The 15,531-nt window shown below is 68.8% G+C and carries 11 protein-coding genes and 2 pseudogenes; 8 read left to right on the top strand and 5 right to left on the bottom strand.

Annotated features, from left to right (window positions below):
• Window positions 1-612: 612 nt before the first annotated feature.
• Complete coding sequence (locus tag ACFWUZ_RS35580) at window positions 613-1,674, top strand: PucR family transcriptional regulator (RefSeq protein WP_384382161.1); 1,062 nt, start codon at window positions 613-615, stop codon at window positions 1,672-1,674.
• A gap of 659 nt (window positions 1,675-2,333) precedes the next feature.
• Here ACFWUZ_RS35580 and ACFWUZ_RS35575 read toward each other — a convergent pair.
• Window positions 2,334-3,089: a hypothetical protein gene (locus tag ACFWUZ_RS35575; RefSeq protein ID WP_384382159.1), complete on the bottom strand. Its 756-nt coding sequence runs from the start codon at window positions 3,087-3,089 to the stop codon at window positions 2,334-2,336.
• Window positions 3,076-4,329 (bottom strand): cation:proton antiporter, encoded by a 1,254-nt coding sequence (locus ACFWUZ_RS35570; RefSeq protein WP_384382157.1) that lies wholly within the window; start codon window positions 4,327-4,329, stop codon window positions 3,076-3,078. Before ACFWUZ_RS35570 ends, ACFWUZ_RS35575 begins: the two co-directional genes overlap by 14 nt.
• Window positions 4,330-4,533: 204 nt before the next feature.
• On the opposite strand from ACFWUZ_RS35570, the gene ACFWUZ_RS35565 reads away from it, so the two are divergent.
• The gene (locus ACFWUZ_RS35565; protein WP_384382155.1) at window positions 4,534-4,854 is read left to right on the top strand and encodes a hypothetical protein; all 321 of its coding nucleotides are present in this window, start codon (window positions 4,534-4,536) and stop codon (window positions 4,852-4,854) included.
• 92 nt (window positions 4,855-4,946) lie between these two features.
• Window positions 4,947-5,069, top strand: coding sequence for a hypothetical protein (locus ACFWUZ_RS35560; RefSeq protein WP_384382153.1), 123 nt, complete (start codon window positions 4,947-4,949; stop codon window positions 5,067-5,069).
• A 423-nt stretch (window positions 5,070-5,492) separates the two neighbouring features.
• On the opposite strand, the gene nhaA is transcribed toward ACFWUZ_RS35560, so the two are convergent.
• Complete coding sequence (gene nhaA, locus ACFWUZ_RS35555) at window positions 5,493-6,791, bottom strand: Na+/H+ antiporter NhaA (protein WP_384382151.1); 1,299 nt, start codon at window positions 6,789-6,791, stop codon at window positions 5,493-5,495.
• A gap of 246 nt (window positions 6,792-7,037) precedes the next feature.
• Entirely contained in the window at window positions 7,038-8,579 is a 1,542-nt protein-coding gene (locus tag ACFWUZ_RS35550; protein WP_384382149.1) for an alanine/glycine:cation symporter family protein, read from the bottom strand.
• 399 nt (window positions 8,580-8,978) lie between these two features.
• Here ACFWUZ_RS35550 and ACFWUZ_RS35545 point away from each other — a divergent pair, with 399 nt between their 5' ends.
• From ACFWUZ_RS35545 to ACFWUZ_RS35530, 4 genes are all read left to right on the top strand, one after another.
• Complete coding sequence (locus ACFWUZ_RS35545; protein WP_384382147.1) at window positions 8,979-9,860, top strand: potassium channel family protein; 882 nt, start codon at window positions 8,979-8,981, stop codon at window positions 9,858-9,860.
• A gap of 466 nt (window positions 9,861-10,326) precedes the next feature.
• A complete protein-coding gene (locus ACFWUZ_RS35540) occupies window positions 10,327-10,623 on the top strand; it encodes a hypothetical protein (protein ID WP_384382145.1) in 297 nt (98 codons plus the stop codon).
• 418 nt (window positions 10,624-11,041) lie between these two features.
• On the top strand, window positions 11,042-11,572 hold the full coding sequence (locus ACFWUZ_RS35535; RefSeq protein ID WP_384382143.1) for a DUF6584 family protein: 531 nt from the start codon (window positions 11,042-11,044) through the stop codon (window positions 11,570-11,572).
• Between the two features lie 266 nt (window positions 11,573-11,838).
• Window positions 11,839-13,029, top strand: a complete 1,191-nt coding sequence (locus ACFWUZ_RS35530) for an IS110 family transposase (RefSeq protein ID WP_384382141.1) — start codon at window positions 11,839-11,841, stop codon at window positions 13,027-13,029.
• A 155-nt stretch (window positions 13,030-13,184) separates the two neighbouring features.
• On the opposite strand, the pseudogene ACFWUZ_RS35525 reads toward ACFWUZ_RS35530, so the two are convergent.
• Window positions 13,185-15,083: pseudogene (locus tag ACFWUZ_RS35525) on the bottom strand (potassium channel family protein).
• 267 nt (window positions 15,084-15,350) lie between these two features.
• On the opposite strand from ACFWUZ_RS35525, the pseudogene ACFWUZ_RS35520 reads away from it, so the two are divergent.
• Window positions 15,351-15,531 (top strand): annotated as a pseudogene (locus ACFWUZ_RS35520) (hypothetical protein); the annotation flags it as partial.

Raw genomic sequence — 15,531 nt, 5'->3', positions numbered from 1 at the left:
CACTCCCGCCTCGGCCAGCGATCTCCGATCGCCTACGAGAACGACTTCCAACCAGCAACAACTACCCTGACCCAAGCCGCATAGACGTGTTCAAAATCCGGGGTCAAGGCCCGGTGTTGGCGGCAGACCTCTTCTGCGCCGGCGTCGACGCGAACGTCCCCCCGCCACCGCCGTCGGCCGCTGGAACACTGTTGAGCCGCATCGCTGCCTGATCAGCGACCCTTGCTCTCTCGCTGCCCCACTCCTGCGTGAAGTCCCCCGACACGACCGCCCCCGTTCAACTCAAAAACGCTTTGTTCCCTGCAGACCGTCAAACTGCCCTTGCTTGCGAACGAAGCACAGGCCGACGACGGTCTGGGAGCTGCGGGCGGCCGCTGGTCAATGCCTGCCGCGTCCAACTGCCGCGCGGCAGCGACCACCGCATGCCGGGCACGGCGCAGCTCTCCTCGACACAGGGCGTTCCTTGATCATCTCCGCCGCTTCGCGGCAGCGCATTGCCGTCGCCCGGCAGTCTTTACCCGCCATTCGCTGACGGTGAAGGACCCTTTGCTGCCTATGGCACCCTGATTGCGCGTCAACGGGTTCGCCGACGCGATCAGAACGGGGGAGTGCGTGACGGAGCGGGAAGTACCGCAAGACCAGCTGACGGGGTATGCCGAGTGCCTGCGCGACGCCTGCAGCACCGGGCGCCGGATGACGCGCTCCGAGCTGGAGGCACGCCGCGCCGAGGGGGAGCGGGCCGCGGAGCTCGGCCTCACGCTGCGCGTGATGATCCGCGAGCACCTGGCCGTGTCCCAGGAGGTCCTCACCCGGGTGCCGGTCCAGCGGGCAGGTCCGCTTCTGGCCGTGACCGAACAGGCAGTAGACGCCTTCGTCGAAGGCTACGAGCGCGCCCAGCACCAGGCCGTGCGCCAGGAGGAGGCCGCACGTCGCGAGTTCATCGACGACCTCCTCTACGGGCGCAGCGATCTTGGAAGGCTGGCGGAGCGTGCCGAACGGTTCGGGCTGCGTCTCTCCCAGGCGCACGCGGTGGCCGTGGCGAGCGGACCTGAGCCGTACGGCGACGGCTACCCGGTAGCCCGCGGGATCGAATCGGCGGTACTGACACGGTTCGCAGGCAGGCAGATCCTGCTGACCACCAAGGACGGACGGCTGATCTGTGTGGCCCCGGGCGACCAGCCGGACGTTTTGGCCTTCTTCGCCAAGCAGGCGTACGCGGCCACCGACGGCGGGAAGGTCGCCATAGGCCGCTCACATCCGGGTGCCGGCGGCGTGGTGCACTCCTATGAGGAGGCGCTCAACGCCCTCGAGCTGGCGGAGCGGATGGGCTTGGACGGGCCGGTGCTGCACGCCGCGGATCTGCTTGTCTATCCGGTCCTGACGCGGGACCGGCAGGCGATGGCCGATCTGGTGGACAGCGTGCTGGGCCCGCTGCGTAAAGGGCGCGGTGGCGCCCAAACCTTCATCGACACGCTCACCGCGTACTTCGACAGCGGCTGCGTGGCGACCGAGGCCGCACGCCGGCTGTCGCTGAGCGTGCGGGCGCTGACCTACCGGCTGGAGCGGATCCACAGCCTCACCGGCGCCGACCCGGCCGACCCGGTGAACCGCTACACGCTCCAGACGGCGGTGATCGGCGCCCGCCTGCTGGGCTGGCCCGGCACCGAGGCATGAACAAGGGGGTGTGGTTCCTCCAGGCCGTACGGTGCTGCCGGATGCAGCAGCACGCGCCATCGCAAATCGTGAACTCCATCCTGCTGGGACGCCTTCTCCATTCTCGCCACTGAGACCGATTACCAGCAGCGTGGCAAGAAGGTCACCATCATCGGCTGGAACGATCCCATCGCCGAGGTGCACGACAAGCTCGCCGGGCAGCTCAGCGCCGGCCACCGAGAGCTCCGCAGCCACAAGCGTGTGTCCTCCGCCTCAGGCGGAGGACACACGCGTTTCATGCCGCCTGGCAGGGGGCGGTCGGTGCCTTCGGAGCACCGCCGAAAGCAGGACCTCATCCCGCCTCACCCAGGCAATCACTGCCGATCCGCGGGACCGCTACACGTTTCGGCCGAGGCCGTAGGAGCTCGGACACTGGGCCAGTCCGGTACCTCGGCCCGACCGTCACGATTCTCGGCGTCCCCTTGCCGACCGGGCTGCGGACCAGCGCCTGCGCAGCCAGTCGCCGATCTCACCGAGACCGGTCAGCAGAGCGGCGCTGCCCGCGCATGCCACGGGGGAGGCGGGTTGGTCCGCAATCAAGCTGATGCCCCAGATGAGCACAGTGGCCATGGCCCACCAAGCCGTCACTGAGATGACCTGGGAGCGTGTCTCGTGCCGGTTCACCGCTCTCCTCCGCTCCTCTTGCGGTGCTGGACGGCGAGGGCCGCGAGCACGGGGAAGGCCGCTGCGGACCAGATGATCGACTGGAGCCAGTAGGGCCCGTCGAGCCAGAGCAGCATCCACAGGGTGGCGAACGTGTCCACGACCAGACCGAGGGCGATCCATCCGGCCATCCGCAGTTCCCGGGGGTGGCCTGCCAAGCAGCTATCGGTACGGCAGAGCCACCACCAGGCCGCCGTCAGCCCGAGCCCGCCTATCACGGTGCACGCGAGTGCAGCGGCAATGTCGTACAGCGGCGCCCCATGTGGACTGTCGCCGGTCGCCTGCGTCAGTTCCCGGCCCGAAACGGCTGTGATTTCACCGCGCCATACGTGCGCGGTGACCTGGTCTCCGACGCGCAGCCGACGCAGGAGCGGCTCGTCGCTGTCGAAGTCCACGTGCCTTCTGCCGTGGGCCTGGTCCTCGACCTTGGCCCAGTAGCTGGTCCCGCGCCCGCCTTGGATGTGGATTTTCATCACGGTGACGGGGGCGGTTCGTACGCATTCCTCTTCAGGGAGCACATGGGGCGTGGTGCAGGGTCGGGCCGATGCGTGGGCGCGCTCGTCCGCGACGGTTCCGGGCAGTAGGGCGAACAGGACGGCGGTCGCCGCGACGCCGCCGAGCCCGCCGAGGAAGGCCAGCACCCCCTTGGCGTGCAGACGCCGCCGGCGTCGGGCGTGTGTCCGCTCGCTGCGACGCGTCTTACGTCTGGACATGGCTCGTCTCCCGGTCAGTGGTGACCGGCGAGTGGGAGGGCCTGGGCGACCCGGCGGCGGGGATTCCGGCGAGGTCGTCGACGTGGAAGAGGCGGGCGATCGGTACGTCGGTGCTGCTGTGGGCGATGATCGAGAAGGCGATGCAGATCGCGATGAGGGTGTACGCCTCCTCGCCCTGCGGGATGCCGGCCTGAAGGACCAGCAGTCCGTAGACGACGGACGCGAAGCCCTTGGGCCCGAACCAGGCAGCGACCAGCTTCTCCCGCCGCTCCAGCCGGGTACCCAGCAGCGACAGGAGCAGCGAGGCCGGGCGGATCAGGACGATCGCCAGGATCACGGCCGCGTACCCGCCGAGTGACAGGTCGCCGAAGAGCTGCGGTGTGAGCAGGGCGCCGAAGACGAGCAGGGCGGCGAACTTGGCCAGCTCCGCCAGCGCCTCGCCGAGCGGCTCGAAGACTGTCTTCGCCTCGGGCGACACGGAGGCCAGGACGGCGCCGGCGGAGAAGGCGGCCAGGTAGGGGTTGGCGTGGGTGAGGTGGCACAGCCCGTACAGGATGATGCCGGTCGCCAGGGGCAGCAGTGGCTGGAGTTTGGGCTCCGCCCCTAGCAGTCGCAGCCGTACCAGGGCGGTGACCGCCAGTGGGAGGACGATCCCGAAGAGGAGCCCCAGCCCGAGCTCCAGGCCGATCATCGGGATGGATGCCTGCATCTGGCCGGAGGTCGGTCCTGCGACGGCGATGAGGATCAGGACCACTGGAAGGGCGAGACCGTCGTTGATGCCGCTCTCCACGTTGAGCAGCTGGCGCAGCTTCGCCGGAACCTCTTTGCGGCCCACGATGGCCGAGGCGAACACCGGGTCCGTCGGGGCCAGTACCGCACCCACCAGGAAGGAGGTCGTCCAGTCCAGCCCGACGAGGTAGTGGGTGATCAGAGCCATGCCGGCCATGGCCAGCGGCATGCCGAGCCCCAGGGCGCGGGCCGGGTTCTTCCAGTTCTCCCGCAGCTTCGGGAAGGAGACGTGCATGCCGTCGGTGAACAGCACGGCGAACAGGGCCAGATCGGCCGTGACGGCCACAATCGGGCTGTCGGCCGTGATGTGGACCAGCCCTAGGAACCCGTCACTGACCAGTGCTCCGCCCACGAGGAACAGCAGCGAGGTCGAGAGCACGGTGCGGGCGGCGAGCCCGGAGAAGAGCACCGCGATCAACAGCGCCACCCCGAAGACAGCGACGAGCACCATGGCAGAAGCCCCCGATTCGAGAAAAGATGTGTCCCGTTACCGCCGACCAGGCTTCCCGGCACTCCACCGGCTACTTTACGTATCCCTTACGCCATCTTGACGGGGCTCTGACGGCAGTCCGAAGAGCCGAACATTGCCGGACTCCGGCATGAACGCGTCACTCAGCGGCCGTCTATCGTGGGCGTACGCATCAGAGAGGTGTCCATGAACGGAAATCCGCTGTACCACGGCATGGCGCTGGCGGTAGGCACACTGCTCGTGCTCCCCCTGGCGTTGGCGGTGCTCAACGGCTGGACGCCGCGCGGGCTTCGGGGGCGGCGGCTGGCCGTCCGCCCCTACGCATGGGCGCTCCTCTGCCTCTATGCCGTCATGCCGCTGAACGCCGTCCCCCGCATGATGGACGCACCCTCGGGCGTCGTCACGGCCTGCATGGGTATCGGCATTGGCTTCGTGGTGGTGGCCGCGACATGCTTCCTGCGCGCCGAATGGACCTCCCGCCGCGTGAACTCGCGAGCGAAGAGTTGACCGCGATGCCTGGAGGCAGACCCCTTACATGGGCGCGGCGCAACCTCACGGAATCCCGTCTCGCGGTCGCCCTCGTGGTCGCCGGTGCTCCTGTGACGCTGGTCGGCGCCTTGCTGTACGTCCTGCCGGGCCCCGGTTTTCCGGTGCTGGTCATCGGCCTCGCCGCGCTCGTCACGGGCCTGGTCATGCTGGGCTCACGGGCTGGCCACAGCTGAGCGGACATATGCGAAGACACCCTTGGCGCTCCTGCCAGTCCGCGCCGGCTGTCGACCTGATGCCCGCTCGCGTTCTATGTGCTGGCGCATCACGTTGGGCGGCGGCCGAAGGCATCTGACCGAGACCGCCGTCCGGGTTGGTCAGTCCGAAGGGTCGCGTCCTCCGATGGTGAAAGCGACCAAGGCGCCCGCCAGCCACGCCCAGGGCAGGGCCAACATTCCGGCCGACCGCCAGCCGGCCAGGGCGAGGACAAGGGCCACCACCGCCCCGGCCGCCCATGCACGTGAATCCCGTAGGAACCTCCACTGCCGACGCCCCTGCCCCCGGTTCTCGCAGCTCGGTGACCGCTGTCCTGATCACGAGGGCGGCGATGACGATCGCCAGTCCCAGGAGTGTTGCGCCCACCTGCACTCCCCTTCGCGTCAGTCGTTGCCGGCGGGCGCAGGGGTGCGCTGGTAGATGTCGGGGATGCCGTCGGCGTCGGCGTCGATGTTCTCTTCTTCGTACAGGCGCTTGTAGAGGGTGTTGCGGCGGCGGAGCAGTACGGCCGCCAGTACGGCGGCGGTGAGGGAGGCGATGAGGACGGCGGCCTTGACGTGCTCGCCGACCTCTTGGCCGGGGAAGGCGAGTTCGCCGATGAGGAGGGCGACGGTGAAGCCGATTCCGGCCAGGACGGACAGTCCGAGGACGTCGGCCCAGGCGAGGTCGGGGTTGAGCTCGGCCTTGGTGAATCGGGCGGCGAGGTAGGTGCCGAGGAAGATGCCGAGGATCTTGCCGACCACGAGCCCGATGACGACGCCGAGCGGCTCGGGAGTGGTGAACACGGCGGCGAGCGCGGGTCCGGAGATGCTGACGCCTGCCGCGAAGAGGGCGAAGAGCGGAACGGCGACACCCGCGGAGAAGGGGTGCACCAGGTGGGCGACGCGGGCGGCGGGGGAGGCGTCCTCGCCCTTGTCGCGGGTGGTGCGCAGGATGAGGCCCATGGCGACGCCGGCGACGGTGGCGTGGACGCCGCCGTTGTACATCAAGGCCCAGATCGCGATGCCGAGGGGTACGTACCACCACCAGCCGCGGACCCGGTAGCGCTGGAGGAGGTAGAAGACGGCGAGGCCGGCGAAGGCTCCGCCGAGCGCCCAGAGGTTCAGGTCGCTGGTGAAGAAGATCGCGATGATCAGGATGGCGCCGAGGTCGTCCACGACGGCGAGGGTGAGCAGGAAGGCGCGCAGGGCGGAGGGCAGGTGCGTGGAGATGACGGCGAGGACGGCGAGGGCGAAGGCGATGTCGGTGGCCATGGGGACGGCCCAGCCGTCCAGGCTGCCGCCGCCAAGTCCCGCCGTCAGCGCGTAAAGGGCCGCCGGTACGGCCATCCCGCAGACCGCGGCGATGACCGGCAGGGCGGCTGTGGCGGGGGTGCGCAGTTCACCGACGACGAGTTCTCGTTTGAGTTCGATGCCGGCGACGAGGAAGAAGACGGCGAGGAGGCCGTCGGCGGTCCAGTGCCCCACGGAGAGGTCCAGGCCGAGTGCGGGTATCCCGAAGTGGAAGTCGCGTATCGCCTCGTAGGCGCCGCTGAACGGGGTGTTGGCCCAGATCAGGGCGATGACGGCGGCGGCGAGGAGGACCAGGCCGCCGACGGTTTCGGTGCGCAGGGAGGAGGCGATGGCCTGTCGCTCGGGCCACGGCATCAGGCCGAAGACGATACGCGGGCGCTGGTCACTCATGGGGGCGGGCCTTCCGGGGCGTCGGCTGGAAAAGGGCACACGGCCCCAAGACGCCGACCAGACTTCCCGGCACACCGCGCGCCACCGGCAGCTCAGCTGCCCCTTGACGCGTTCTTTACACCCTATCCCGGGTCTCCGGATCCCACCAGAGGGGTTCTCACCTGCTGAAACGCAGATGAGCGGGCTCGTACACACCAAGGCGCAAGGTGTGTACGAGCCCGCTCGGGAGCCGGGCCGCGGGGGCGGTCAGACGGTGGTCTTCACCGGCTCCTGGTCTTCGTCCTCGTCGGCTTCGGTGTCCAGGCCGGCGTCGCGGCGCCGGACGTAGTCGAGGAAGGAGTTCAGCTCGCGCTTGACGACGGGGGCCAGCAGGTACAGACCGATGATGTTGATGACGGCGAGCATGAAGAGCACCGCGTCGGCCATGTCGATGAGGGTCTGCAGGGTCAGCAGGGAACCGGCGACCGCGAACAGGGTGTACATGACCTTGAAGGTGAGCTCACTGGCCTTGCTGCGGCCGAAGAGGTGGGTCCAGGCCTTCATGCAGTAGTAGCCCCAGGTCAGCACGGTGGAGATGGCGAACAGCATCACCGCGATGGTGAGGATGTACGGGAACCAGGGCAGGACCGTGCCGAAGGCGTCGGAGGTGATGGTCACGCCGCCGATGGACTCGCCCTTGCGGGCCTCGCCCCAGCTCGCCGGGTTGGCGATCACGATCGTCAGCGCGGTCATAGTGCAGATGACGACCGTGTCGATGAACGGCTCCAGCAGGGCGACCAGGCCCTCGCTGGCGGGGTGCTTGGTCTTGACCGCGGAGTGGGCGATCGGCGCGGAGCCGAGACCGGCCTCGTTGGAGAACGCCGCCCGCTTGAAGCCGACGATCAGCGCACCGAGAACACCACCGGCGACACCCTCGGGGTTGAAGGCACCCTCGATGATCGAGGAGATCGCGGACGGCACGGCGGAAACGTTGACGAGGATGACCACGAGGCAGGCGACGATGTAGATGCCGGCCATGGCGGGGACGAGCTTGCTGGTGACGGAGGCGATGGAGCGGATGCCGCCGAGGAGTACGATGCCGACGATCGCGGCGATCAGGATGCCGAAGAACAGGGCGCCGGCCGAGGAGCCCATCATGCCGCTCTCGCCGCCGGTGACGGAGACCAGCTGCGCGTAGGACTGGTTGACCTGGAAGAGGTTGCCGCCGAAGAGACCGAAGAACAGGATCATCGCGGAGGCGAGGACCGCCAGGATCTTGCCGAGGGTCTTGCCGCGGGCGCCGAAGCGCTCGGCCAGGCCCTTGGGCAGGTAGTGCATCGGGCCGCCGGAGACAGAGCCGTCGGCGTGCACCTCGCGGTACTTCACGCCGAGGGTGACCTCGACGAACTTCGTCGCCATGCCCAGCAGGCCGCAGAGGATCATCCAGAAGGTGGCGCCCGGGCCACCGATGGAGACGGCCACCGCCACACCCGCGATGTTGCCGAGGCCGACGGTGCCGGAAACGGCCGCGGTCAGCGCCTGGAAGTGGTTGACCTCACCGGCCGAACCCTTCTCGTCGTACTTGCCGCGCACCACGTTGATCGCGAGCCGGAACTTGCGTATCTGCACCAGGCCGAACCAGCCGGAGAAGACCAGGCCGGCCACGACCAGCCAGGCGACGATCAGCGGAAGCTGTGTCCCGGCCACGGGCACCGAGTAGAAGACGATGTCTCCGAGCCATTTGGCGATGGGCTCGAAGAAGCCGCTTACGGCATCGTCGATGGAGCGGGTGATGGTGTCGAGTGACATCTGGCAAAACCTCGATGGCGCAGAGCCGGCGCAGTGCGGTGCGGCGGCTGTGGATGCGGGCTTTGAGCGAACGCCGTTGTCCGGTCGGCGACCCTGGTCGTCTCGATCCGTGGACTCGGAGCGAGACCTTCCTGGTTCGTGCTTGGCCGGTGCGTGCCGGCGCTCCGCATGCGGCGAGGGGTGGTGCCTAAGCGGAGTTGCGTATTCATAGCACGCTCTTTACGGGATCTTTAGTGATCCAGATCACTGCTGCGGGCTGAGGGCGTGTGGTTCCCCGGCCCGGTGATGCGATCGTTATCCGGATCTGAGGTTTTGCTGAGCGAACGCGGCCTGCGGAGCGACGCCTCTGGGAGGTCGGCCACGGGGCTGGGAAGCCAGTGACGGGGTAGGGAGATCCGCATGAACTGGGTGATCACCTTTGCGGGCGCGGCCGTGGTGCTGTTGCTCCTGCGGGACGTGTTCCACACCCTGTGGCACCCCACGCGCCACGGCGGTCTCAGCCGACTGATCATGACGGCTCTGTGGCGGCCGGCATCCTTCCTGCCACGGCGCCGCCGGGCCCCAGGGCTGGCGGGCCCCCTCGCCATGGTGATCGTGGTCACGGCTTGGGCCTTTACCGCCGTCATGGGGTGGACCCTCATCTACTGGCCGCACATGCCGCAAGCCTTCACCTACGCCACCGGTCTCCATCCCGCCGATCACGCGGGATTCGCGGACGCCCTGTACGTATCCCTGGTGCACATCTCCACCCTCGGGCTCGGCGACATCGCGCCCGCCGAGGGATGGCTCCGGATCCTCGCCCCCATGGAAGCCCTCGTCGGCTTCGCCCTGCTCAGCGCCACGGTGGCATGGACACTCGGCATCTACCCCGCCCTGGCCCGCCGCCGCGCCCTCGCCCTGCGCCTCTCCCACCTCGCCCGCACCCACCCCACAAGAGAGCAGATCGACACCGACGCGGGCGCGGCCATCCTCGACGGCCTGGCCGGGGCAGTGGCTGTGGTCTCCGTCGACTTCCAGCAGTACGCAGAGTCCTACTACTTCCACGACGGCGACGACCGGACCTCCCTGGCCCGCCAGATCACCTGCGCCATGAACTTTGCGGACCAGGCCGCAGCAGCCCGCCCCGATGTCCGGCTGTCCGCCGCCGTGCTCCGGGCAGCGCTCGACGACCTGGCCGCCACCCTCGACGAACGCTTCCTGCACACCCGGGGATCACCAAGGGAAGTCTTCGAAGCCTTCGCCCACGACCATGGCCGCCACACTGGCGGTGGAACGAAGTGATCCCTCCGCCTTCACCCCCGAGTCTGTACCCGCGCTCCTGGGCATCGTGCCGGGCTGCCCGGGAGGGCGAGCAGGTGGCGTGGGCCCGCCGCCCGGGTCAGACGGGTCGTCGTCCCGGCCTCCGCCGCCCGAAGCGCGAGAGTGCCTTCGCGTCTGTACTGACCTCAACCAGCGGGGACGGCACAACCATCTGCTTCACAAGTGTCGAACCCACGCCCGCAGCAAGCTCAATCTGCTAACGCCGGCACCACTCAGACCCGTGAGATGTCGTTGCGGGGCACTGGTACCCCCATACAACAGCCGTAAGGGAAAACACGCGGGTCAAAGCCCACAGTCTGATCGCGGCCAAGAGCACGACAGGAACCTGCACCTACGTGGATGTGGACCACGGCTCTTGCCGCTCGGTCACTCCTGCGCCCGAGCGAGAGCGCTAGCGCTGCAGGCCCCTGCCGGACACAGCGCAGAGGTGACGATGAATACGAACCTGGTCCAGGCGATCGCCCTCGTGGCGGCCACCATCCTCATCCTTCCCGTGCCCGTGGCCGTTCTTGCCGGCTGGGCACCGCCGGGCCTGCCGGTCCGCACCGCCGCCATCCCTTACGCCTGGGCCATGCTCTGCCTGTATGCCACGGCGCCACTCAACACCCTTCCCCGCATCCTGCACGCGGCCCCCACTGCCGTCACCAGCTGCACGGCGGCCAGCGCCATGTTGAACGCCGCATCCATCGTCTGCCTCATCCGGGCCGCTCGACTCACCAAGTAGACGACCTTCTGCCTGGTCATGAAGCGGGGTGACGGCGACACTCCCGTTGCACGCCGGATGCGGTCGTACCTGGCACTCGGAATCCCTTCATGTACGACGACACCGTGAACGCGAACGCAGTCGCCGAGGTGCCTCCGTGCAAGCTCAGCTGCGGAGTTCGAGGCGCATCGGCAGAGCCCAGTCACCGATGACGCCAGCCAGTGCGCAACGAACGAACATCCAACGATGCAGCCGTCGGCCACCCGCGCCCGGGTAAAGCATCGGACCACACGAGAGTCGCCTTCTGTCGCTGAGGGCTGTCCCCTCATTGGCGGTGTCCCGTCTCACGTGAGGTTCAGCCGATGCTGTTAGGAGCGAGCGAATACTGAGCCGCGAAACCAGGTCGACGTACATCAGTGCGTTACCCGATCATGCGTTCATGCCCCTGAGAGAGACCCTTGCCCGAGTCGATGCAGACCTGGCCGCCGGCCGGGTTCCCCTCGCGCGCCAGCGCCTGCGCGGTCTCATTTCGTCCTTCCCGCACGACCTGACGCTCCGCCGTCGTCTGGCCGAGGTGTACCGGCTCTACGGTGACACCGCCGAGGCTGGACGCTGGATGTACCTCGAAGAGGACCGGAACGCCGACGAGACCGCTGCCTTCGAGGCGCGGTACGGGTCTCCCGGGTGGCGGATGAAGGCACTCGTCTGGCAGGGCGCCGAGGCGAAGGCCGCCACCGCTTTCGCGGAGGGGCAGCTCGTCGCGGTGCGGACCGCCTGCGCCACGCAGTTGGGGCACCCTGTCGACTGGGACGACCCCGCTTCCTACCGGGACGACGACCTGGAAGGGGGGTACGAGGCGCCCTCCGAGCCGTGGACGGCCGGCGGTGTGCTGGTGGGCGTCGGCTGCCTGGTGGCGGCCCTTGTGTTCCTCGCGATCTGGGTGAATGGGCTCGTTGCTCTCTTCGACTGACTCAGGTCACCGGGGCTTGTAAGGAGCTCCGCTCAAGGTTCCCTACGTTGTCTGCGGGACAGGGCGAGCCCTTCGTATGGTTCTCCCACCCAGGGGTGTCGGGTGTGGCTCTCAAGGTTCTGCCGCTTGTGGCTTCCATCGATTGGCCGCCCGACGCCCCACGACGACTCGGCTGCCAATAACTGCGAATGATCGCTCCGTAGGGAATCGACAGCGAGGTCGTCCGTCGGGAGGCACCAGCACACCCCACCGCACGGAGGCACCACATGGCCGCGATCTGGGCCGGCATCGACGCAGGCAAGACCCATCATCACTGCGTCGCGATCGACGAGAGCGGCCACCGGCTGCTGTCCCGGCGAGTCGCCAACGACGAGCCCGAACTCCTCGCACTCCTCACCGACGTCCTGGCCCTTGGGGAAGAGGTGACCTGGGGAATCGACCTGGCCGACGGCGGAGCCGCCCTGGCCATAACGATCCTCCTCAACCACGACCAGCCGGTGCACTACATCTCCGGCCGGGCGATCCACCGCGCCTCCGAGAGCTACCGCGGCGAGGGCAAGACCGACGCCAAGGACGCCGCCGTCATCGCCGCCCAGGTCCGCATCCGCCGCGACCTGCACCCCTTACGCGCAGGCGACGAAACCGTGACCGACCTCAAGATCCGCACCGGCCGGCGCATGGACCTCGTCGCCGACCGCACCCGCACCGTCAACCGGCTGAGGGCCCAGCTCACCGGGATCTTCCCAGGCCTGGAACGGGCCCTGGACCTCACCAACAAGGGCCCACTGACGCTGCTGACCGGCTACCAGACCCCGGCGGCGATCCGCCGGCTGGGCGCCAAGCGCCTGGAGACCTGGCTGCGAAACCGCAAGGTTCTCCGAGCCGATCAGCTCGCCGCGACCGCGGTCGAGGCCGCCGAACGCCAGCACACCAGCCTGCCCGGGGAGAAGCTCACCGCCCAGATGGTGCACACACTCGCGAAGGAGGTGATGGCCCTCAACGAGCAGGTCGCCGAACTCGACAAGCTCATCGAAGCCCGGTTTCGCGACCACCGCCACTTCGACGTGATCACCAGCATGCCCGGCCTGGGCACCACCCTCGGCGCCGAGTTCCTGGCCGCCACCGGCGGCGACATGACCGTCTTCGGCACTCCCGACCGCCTCGCCGCCTTCGGCGGCGTCGCCCCGGTCCCGCGCGACTCCGGCAAGATCAGCGGCAACCTGCGACGCCCCCAGCGATACAACCGACGGCTTCAGCGTGTGCTCTACACCTCCGCACTGTTCAGCATCCGAAGGTCTGAGGAATCCCGCCGGTTCTACGACCGCAAACGCGCCGAGGGAAAGCGCCATACCCAAACCGTCCTCGCCCTCGCCCGTCGCCGCGTCAACGTCCTCTGGGCCCTCCTACGCGACGGACGGTGCTACGAGCTCACGCCGCCGACGGCCCTCGCGGCTTGACAGAACGCATTAGGAATCGGTGAGACCGCCCAAAATGACGCGAACGGGACCCCGGCATGCTGGTGACCAGCGTCGTTTCCGATCACGTGCCAGTCCAGCGGCAGGTCAGTACGGTGCCTAATAGAGCCCATTCTGCCGCCGCCGGGCGCTCCGGATCAGGAGCCCGAGACGTGGACGTCCCGTCGGCCGAGGAGCTCGGCCAGCCCCCGGCGTGTAGCGGCGAGTACGACCCGGTCCTGAGCCCTGAGGACGTAGCCCGGGTGGAGGTCCCACACCAGCCGGGCGTGGGGCTCGGTCGCTTCGCCGGGTGTGGACGCCAGGTCAGGTAGCCGTTCCTCCGGCGAAGCGGTATCCAGGGCGATCACCCGCCATGAGCCCGGGCGGAAGGATTCGGCGACGGTCCGGCCTTCCAGCTGCGGGTGTCCGGTGACGTCCAGGGCGGCGAAGAGCAGCACGCGCCGCTCCACAGGGATGGCTCCGAGGATCTGCCGACCCATCATGGCGCCGGCGAAGGCGGGCGCGGCGAGATGGGTGACGCTGCGGCTGCGGGTGAGAGCGGCCGGGTGCGCGGCGCGCAGCGTGCGGTAGACGGCGGTGGCGAAGTCGTCCTACAGCCGCATGACAACCCGGAGGTCCGGTTTGACCGCGCGCGCGTACAGGGCTGCCTCCAGGTTGGTGGAGTCGACACTGGTGAGGGCCAACAGCGCGTGGGCGCGGTGGATCCGGGCTGCCTCCAGCACGCCCTCCTCGGTGACGTCCCCCAGGACGACGGGCATCCTCATGCGGCGGGCCAGCGCGAGACCGCGGGCCTCGGGGTCGGACTCGACGCACACCACCGGGATCTCCAGCTCCCGCAGCCGGGCCAGGACCCGGGCCCCGATCTTGCCGAGCCCCAGTAGGACCACGTGACCGGACAGCCGACGGGGTGGACGGCGCAGCGCCGTCGCGCTGCGGAACGCCCCCAGGCCCTCCAGCGCGGCGGCCACCAGCACCGGCAGGAGCAGCAGGCCGACAAAGCCCGCCAGGATCTGCAGCGTCTTGCGCTCAGGAGCCTCGTCCACCGCCGGATCGTTGATCGCAAAAATGTCGAGCAGGGTGATGTACGCGGCGTGCAGGGGGTGGTCGCCGGTGGTGAGCCAGGACGCCACCGCCAGGCCCGTTACCGCGGCCACGATGCCGGCCAGTGACCAGCGCAGCCGCCGCGAGAAGAGCGAGGCCACCGGCAGCGACGCCGGGGCCAGGCGACGCCTTGGCACGGGCGAACGCGCATGCGTCATCGCCTCGAGCGCCACGATGCCGCGGCCGGTCGCGGCGGCCACTGCCTGGTCGTCGGGCAGCAGTTGCGGCCCTTGGCCACCGCTGCGGTCCGAACCTTCGCTTCCGGCCGGATCGGCGGCGGTCGCCGACAACAGTGCCAGGGTGCACAGGCCTGCGTCGGCGAGCTGGCCCCGCCTCGGAGGCGTACGCTCCACCGCACGCAGCAGCAGGCCGTCCGCCTGGATGACCTTGCTGGTCCCGGCGACCGCGCTGGCAGCGAGCGCCGGCGCGGCGGTGTCCGCATCCGAGAGGACGGTCGTCGAGGAGTCCAGCTCGCGCAAGTCGATACCCGGCTCGGCGACGACCGCCGCCTGGTCCAGCAGCTCCTCCAGGTGCTGACCGAGCTTGCGGTTGTAGAGGCGGATGACCAGCCGCAGCCTCGGATTGAGCCGACGAGCCACGAGCGCGGCCCGTACGTTCGTGTCGTCGTCCTCGTACACGAGCGCCAGCGCGGCCGCCCGCGCCACCCCCGCCGTGATCAGCGCCTCTTCATCCGGCTCCGCCGCCTCCACGACACGCAGATCCCGGCTGCCGGCGGGCGGTGGCGAGGACCGTCCCGCCCGCCGGCTGCCGGGTACACGCCCGCGCAGGCCGAGGCTCCGTACGGTCCACCGGCCGACAGCCTCGTGCGGCGTGTGCGCGCCCGCCGGCACCACGAGCGTCACACGCTCCCGGTACACGTCACACAGCTCGGCGGCCAGCCGACGGGCAAGGCCGTCATCGCCACAGACAACCATCTGACCAGCGGATAGGGGAAGTTGAGGGTGCAGGGGATTCGACACGGCCCCAGGATGCCTTGTACCAGGAATCCACGCGCCCCACCGGCTACCACTCTCTGCACGGCGCTGCGGCCAGCTGACAAGCGGGCTTCGACCTTCGACGCCTCCACCACATGCGTCAAAGAAGCGTAAAGATTGCCGACCACAGGCAATGTGCGGGCCCGGGATCTCCTGCCAACCTGGTGCTGTCCAGCGGGAAAGTAGCAGTGAGACGGGGAGGTGCCCATGGGATTATTTCTGGGTCTCGGCATCGGGGGAGTCGTGCTGCTCGCTACCTCGCTGGTGTTCGACGGGGTGCTCGAAGGCGTCTTCGACGGCATCCTGGACGGACTGTTCGACGGGTGGCTGTCGCTGCCGGTGATCGCGGGCTTCGTCTCGATGCTCGGCTTCACGGGGGCGATCGTGC

Source organism: Streptomyces sp. NPDC058646, from assembly GCF_042716875.1.
Taxonomy (GTDB): domain Bacteria; phylum Actinomycetota; class Actinomycetes; order Streptomycetales; family Streptomycetaceae; genus Streptomyces.
The sequence above is the reverse complement of the archived record's forward strand: the minus strand, read 5'-3'. Positions and strand labels throughout refer to the sequence as shown.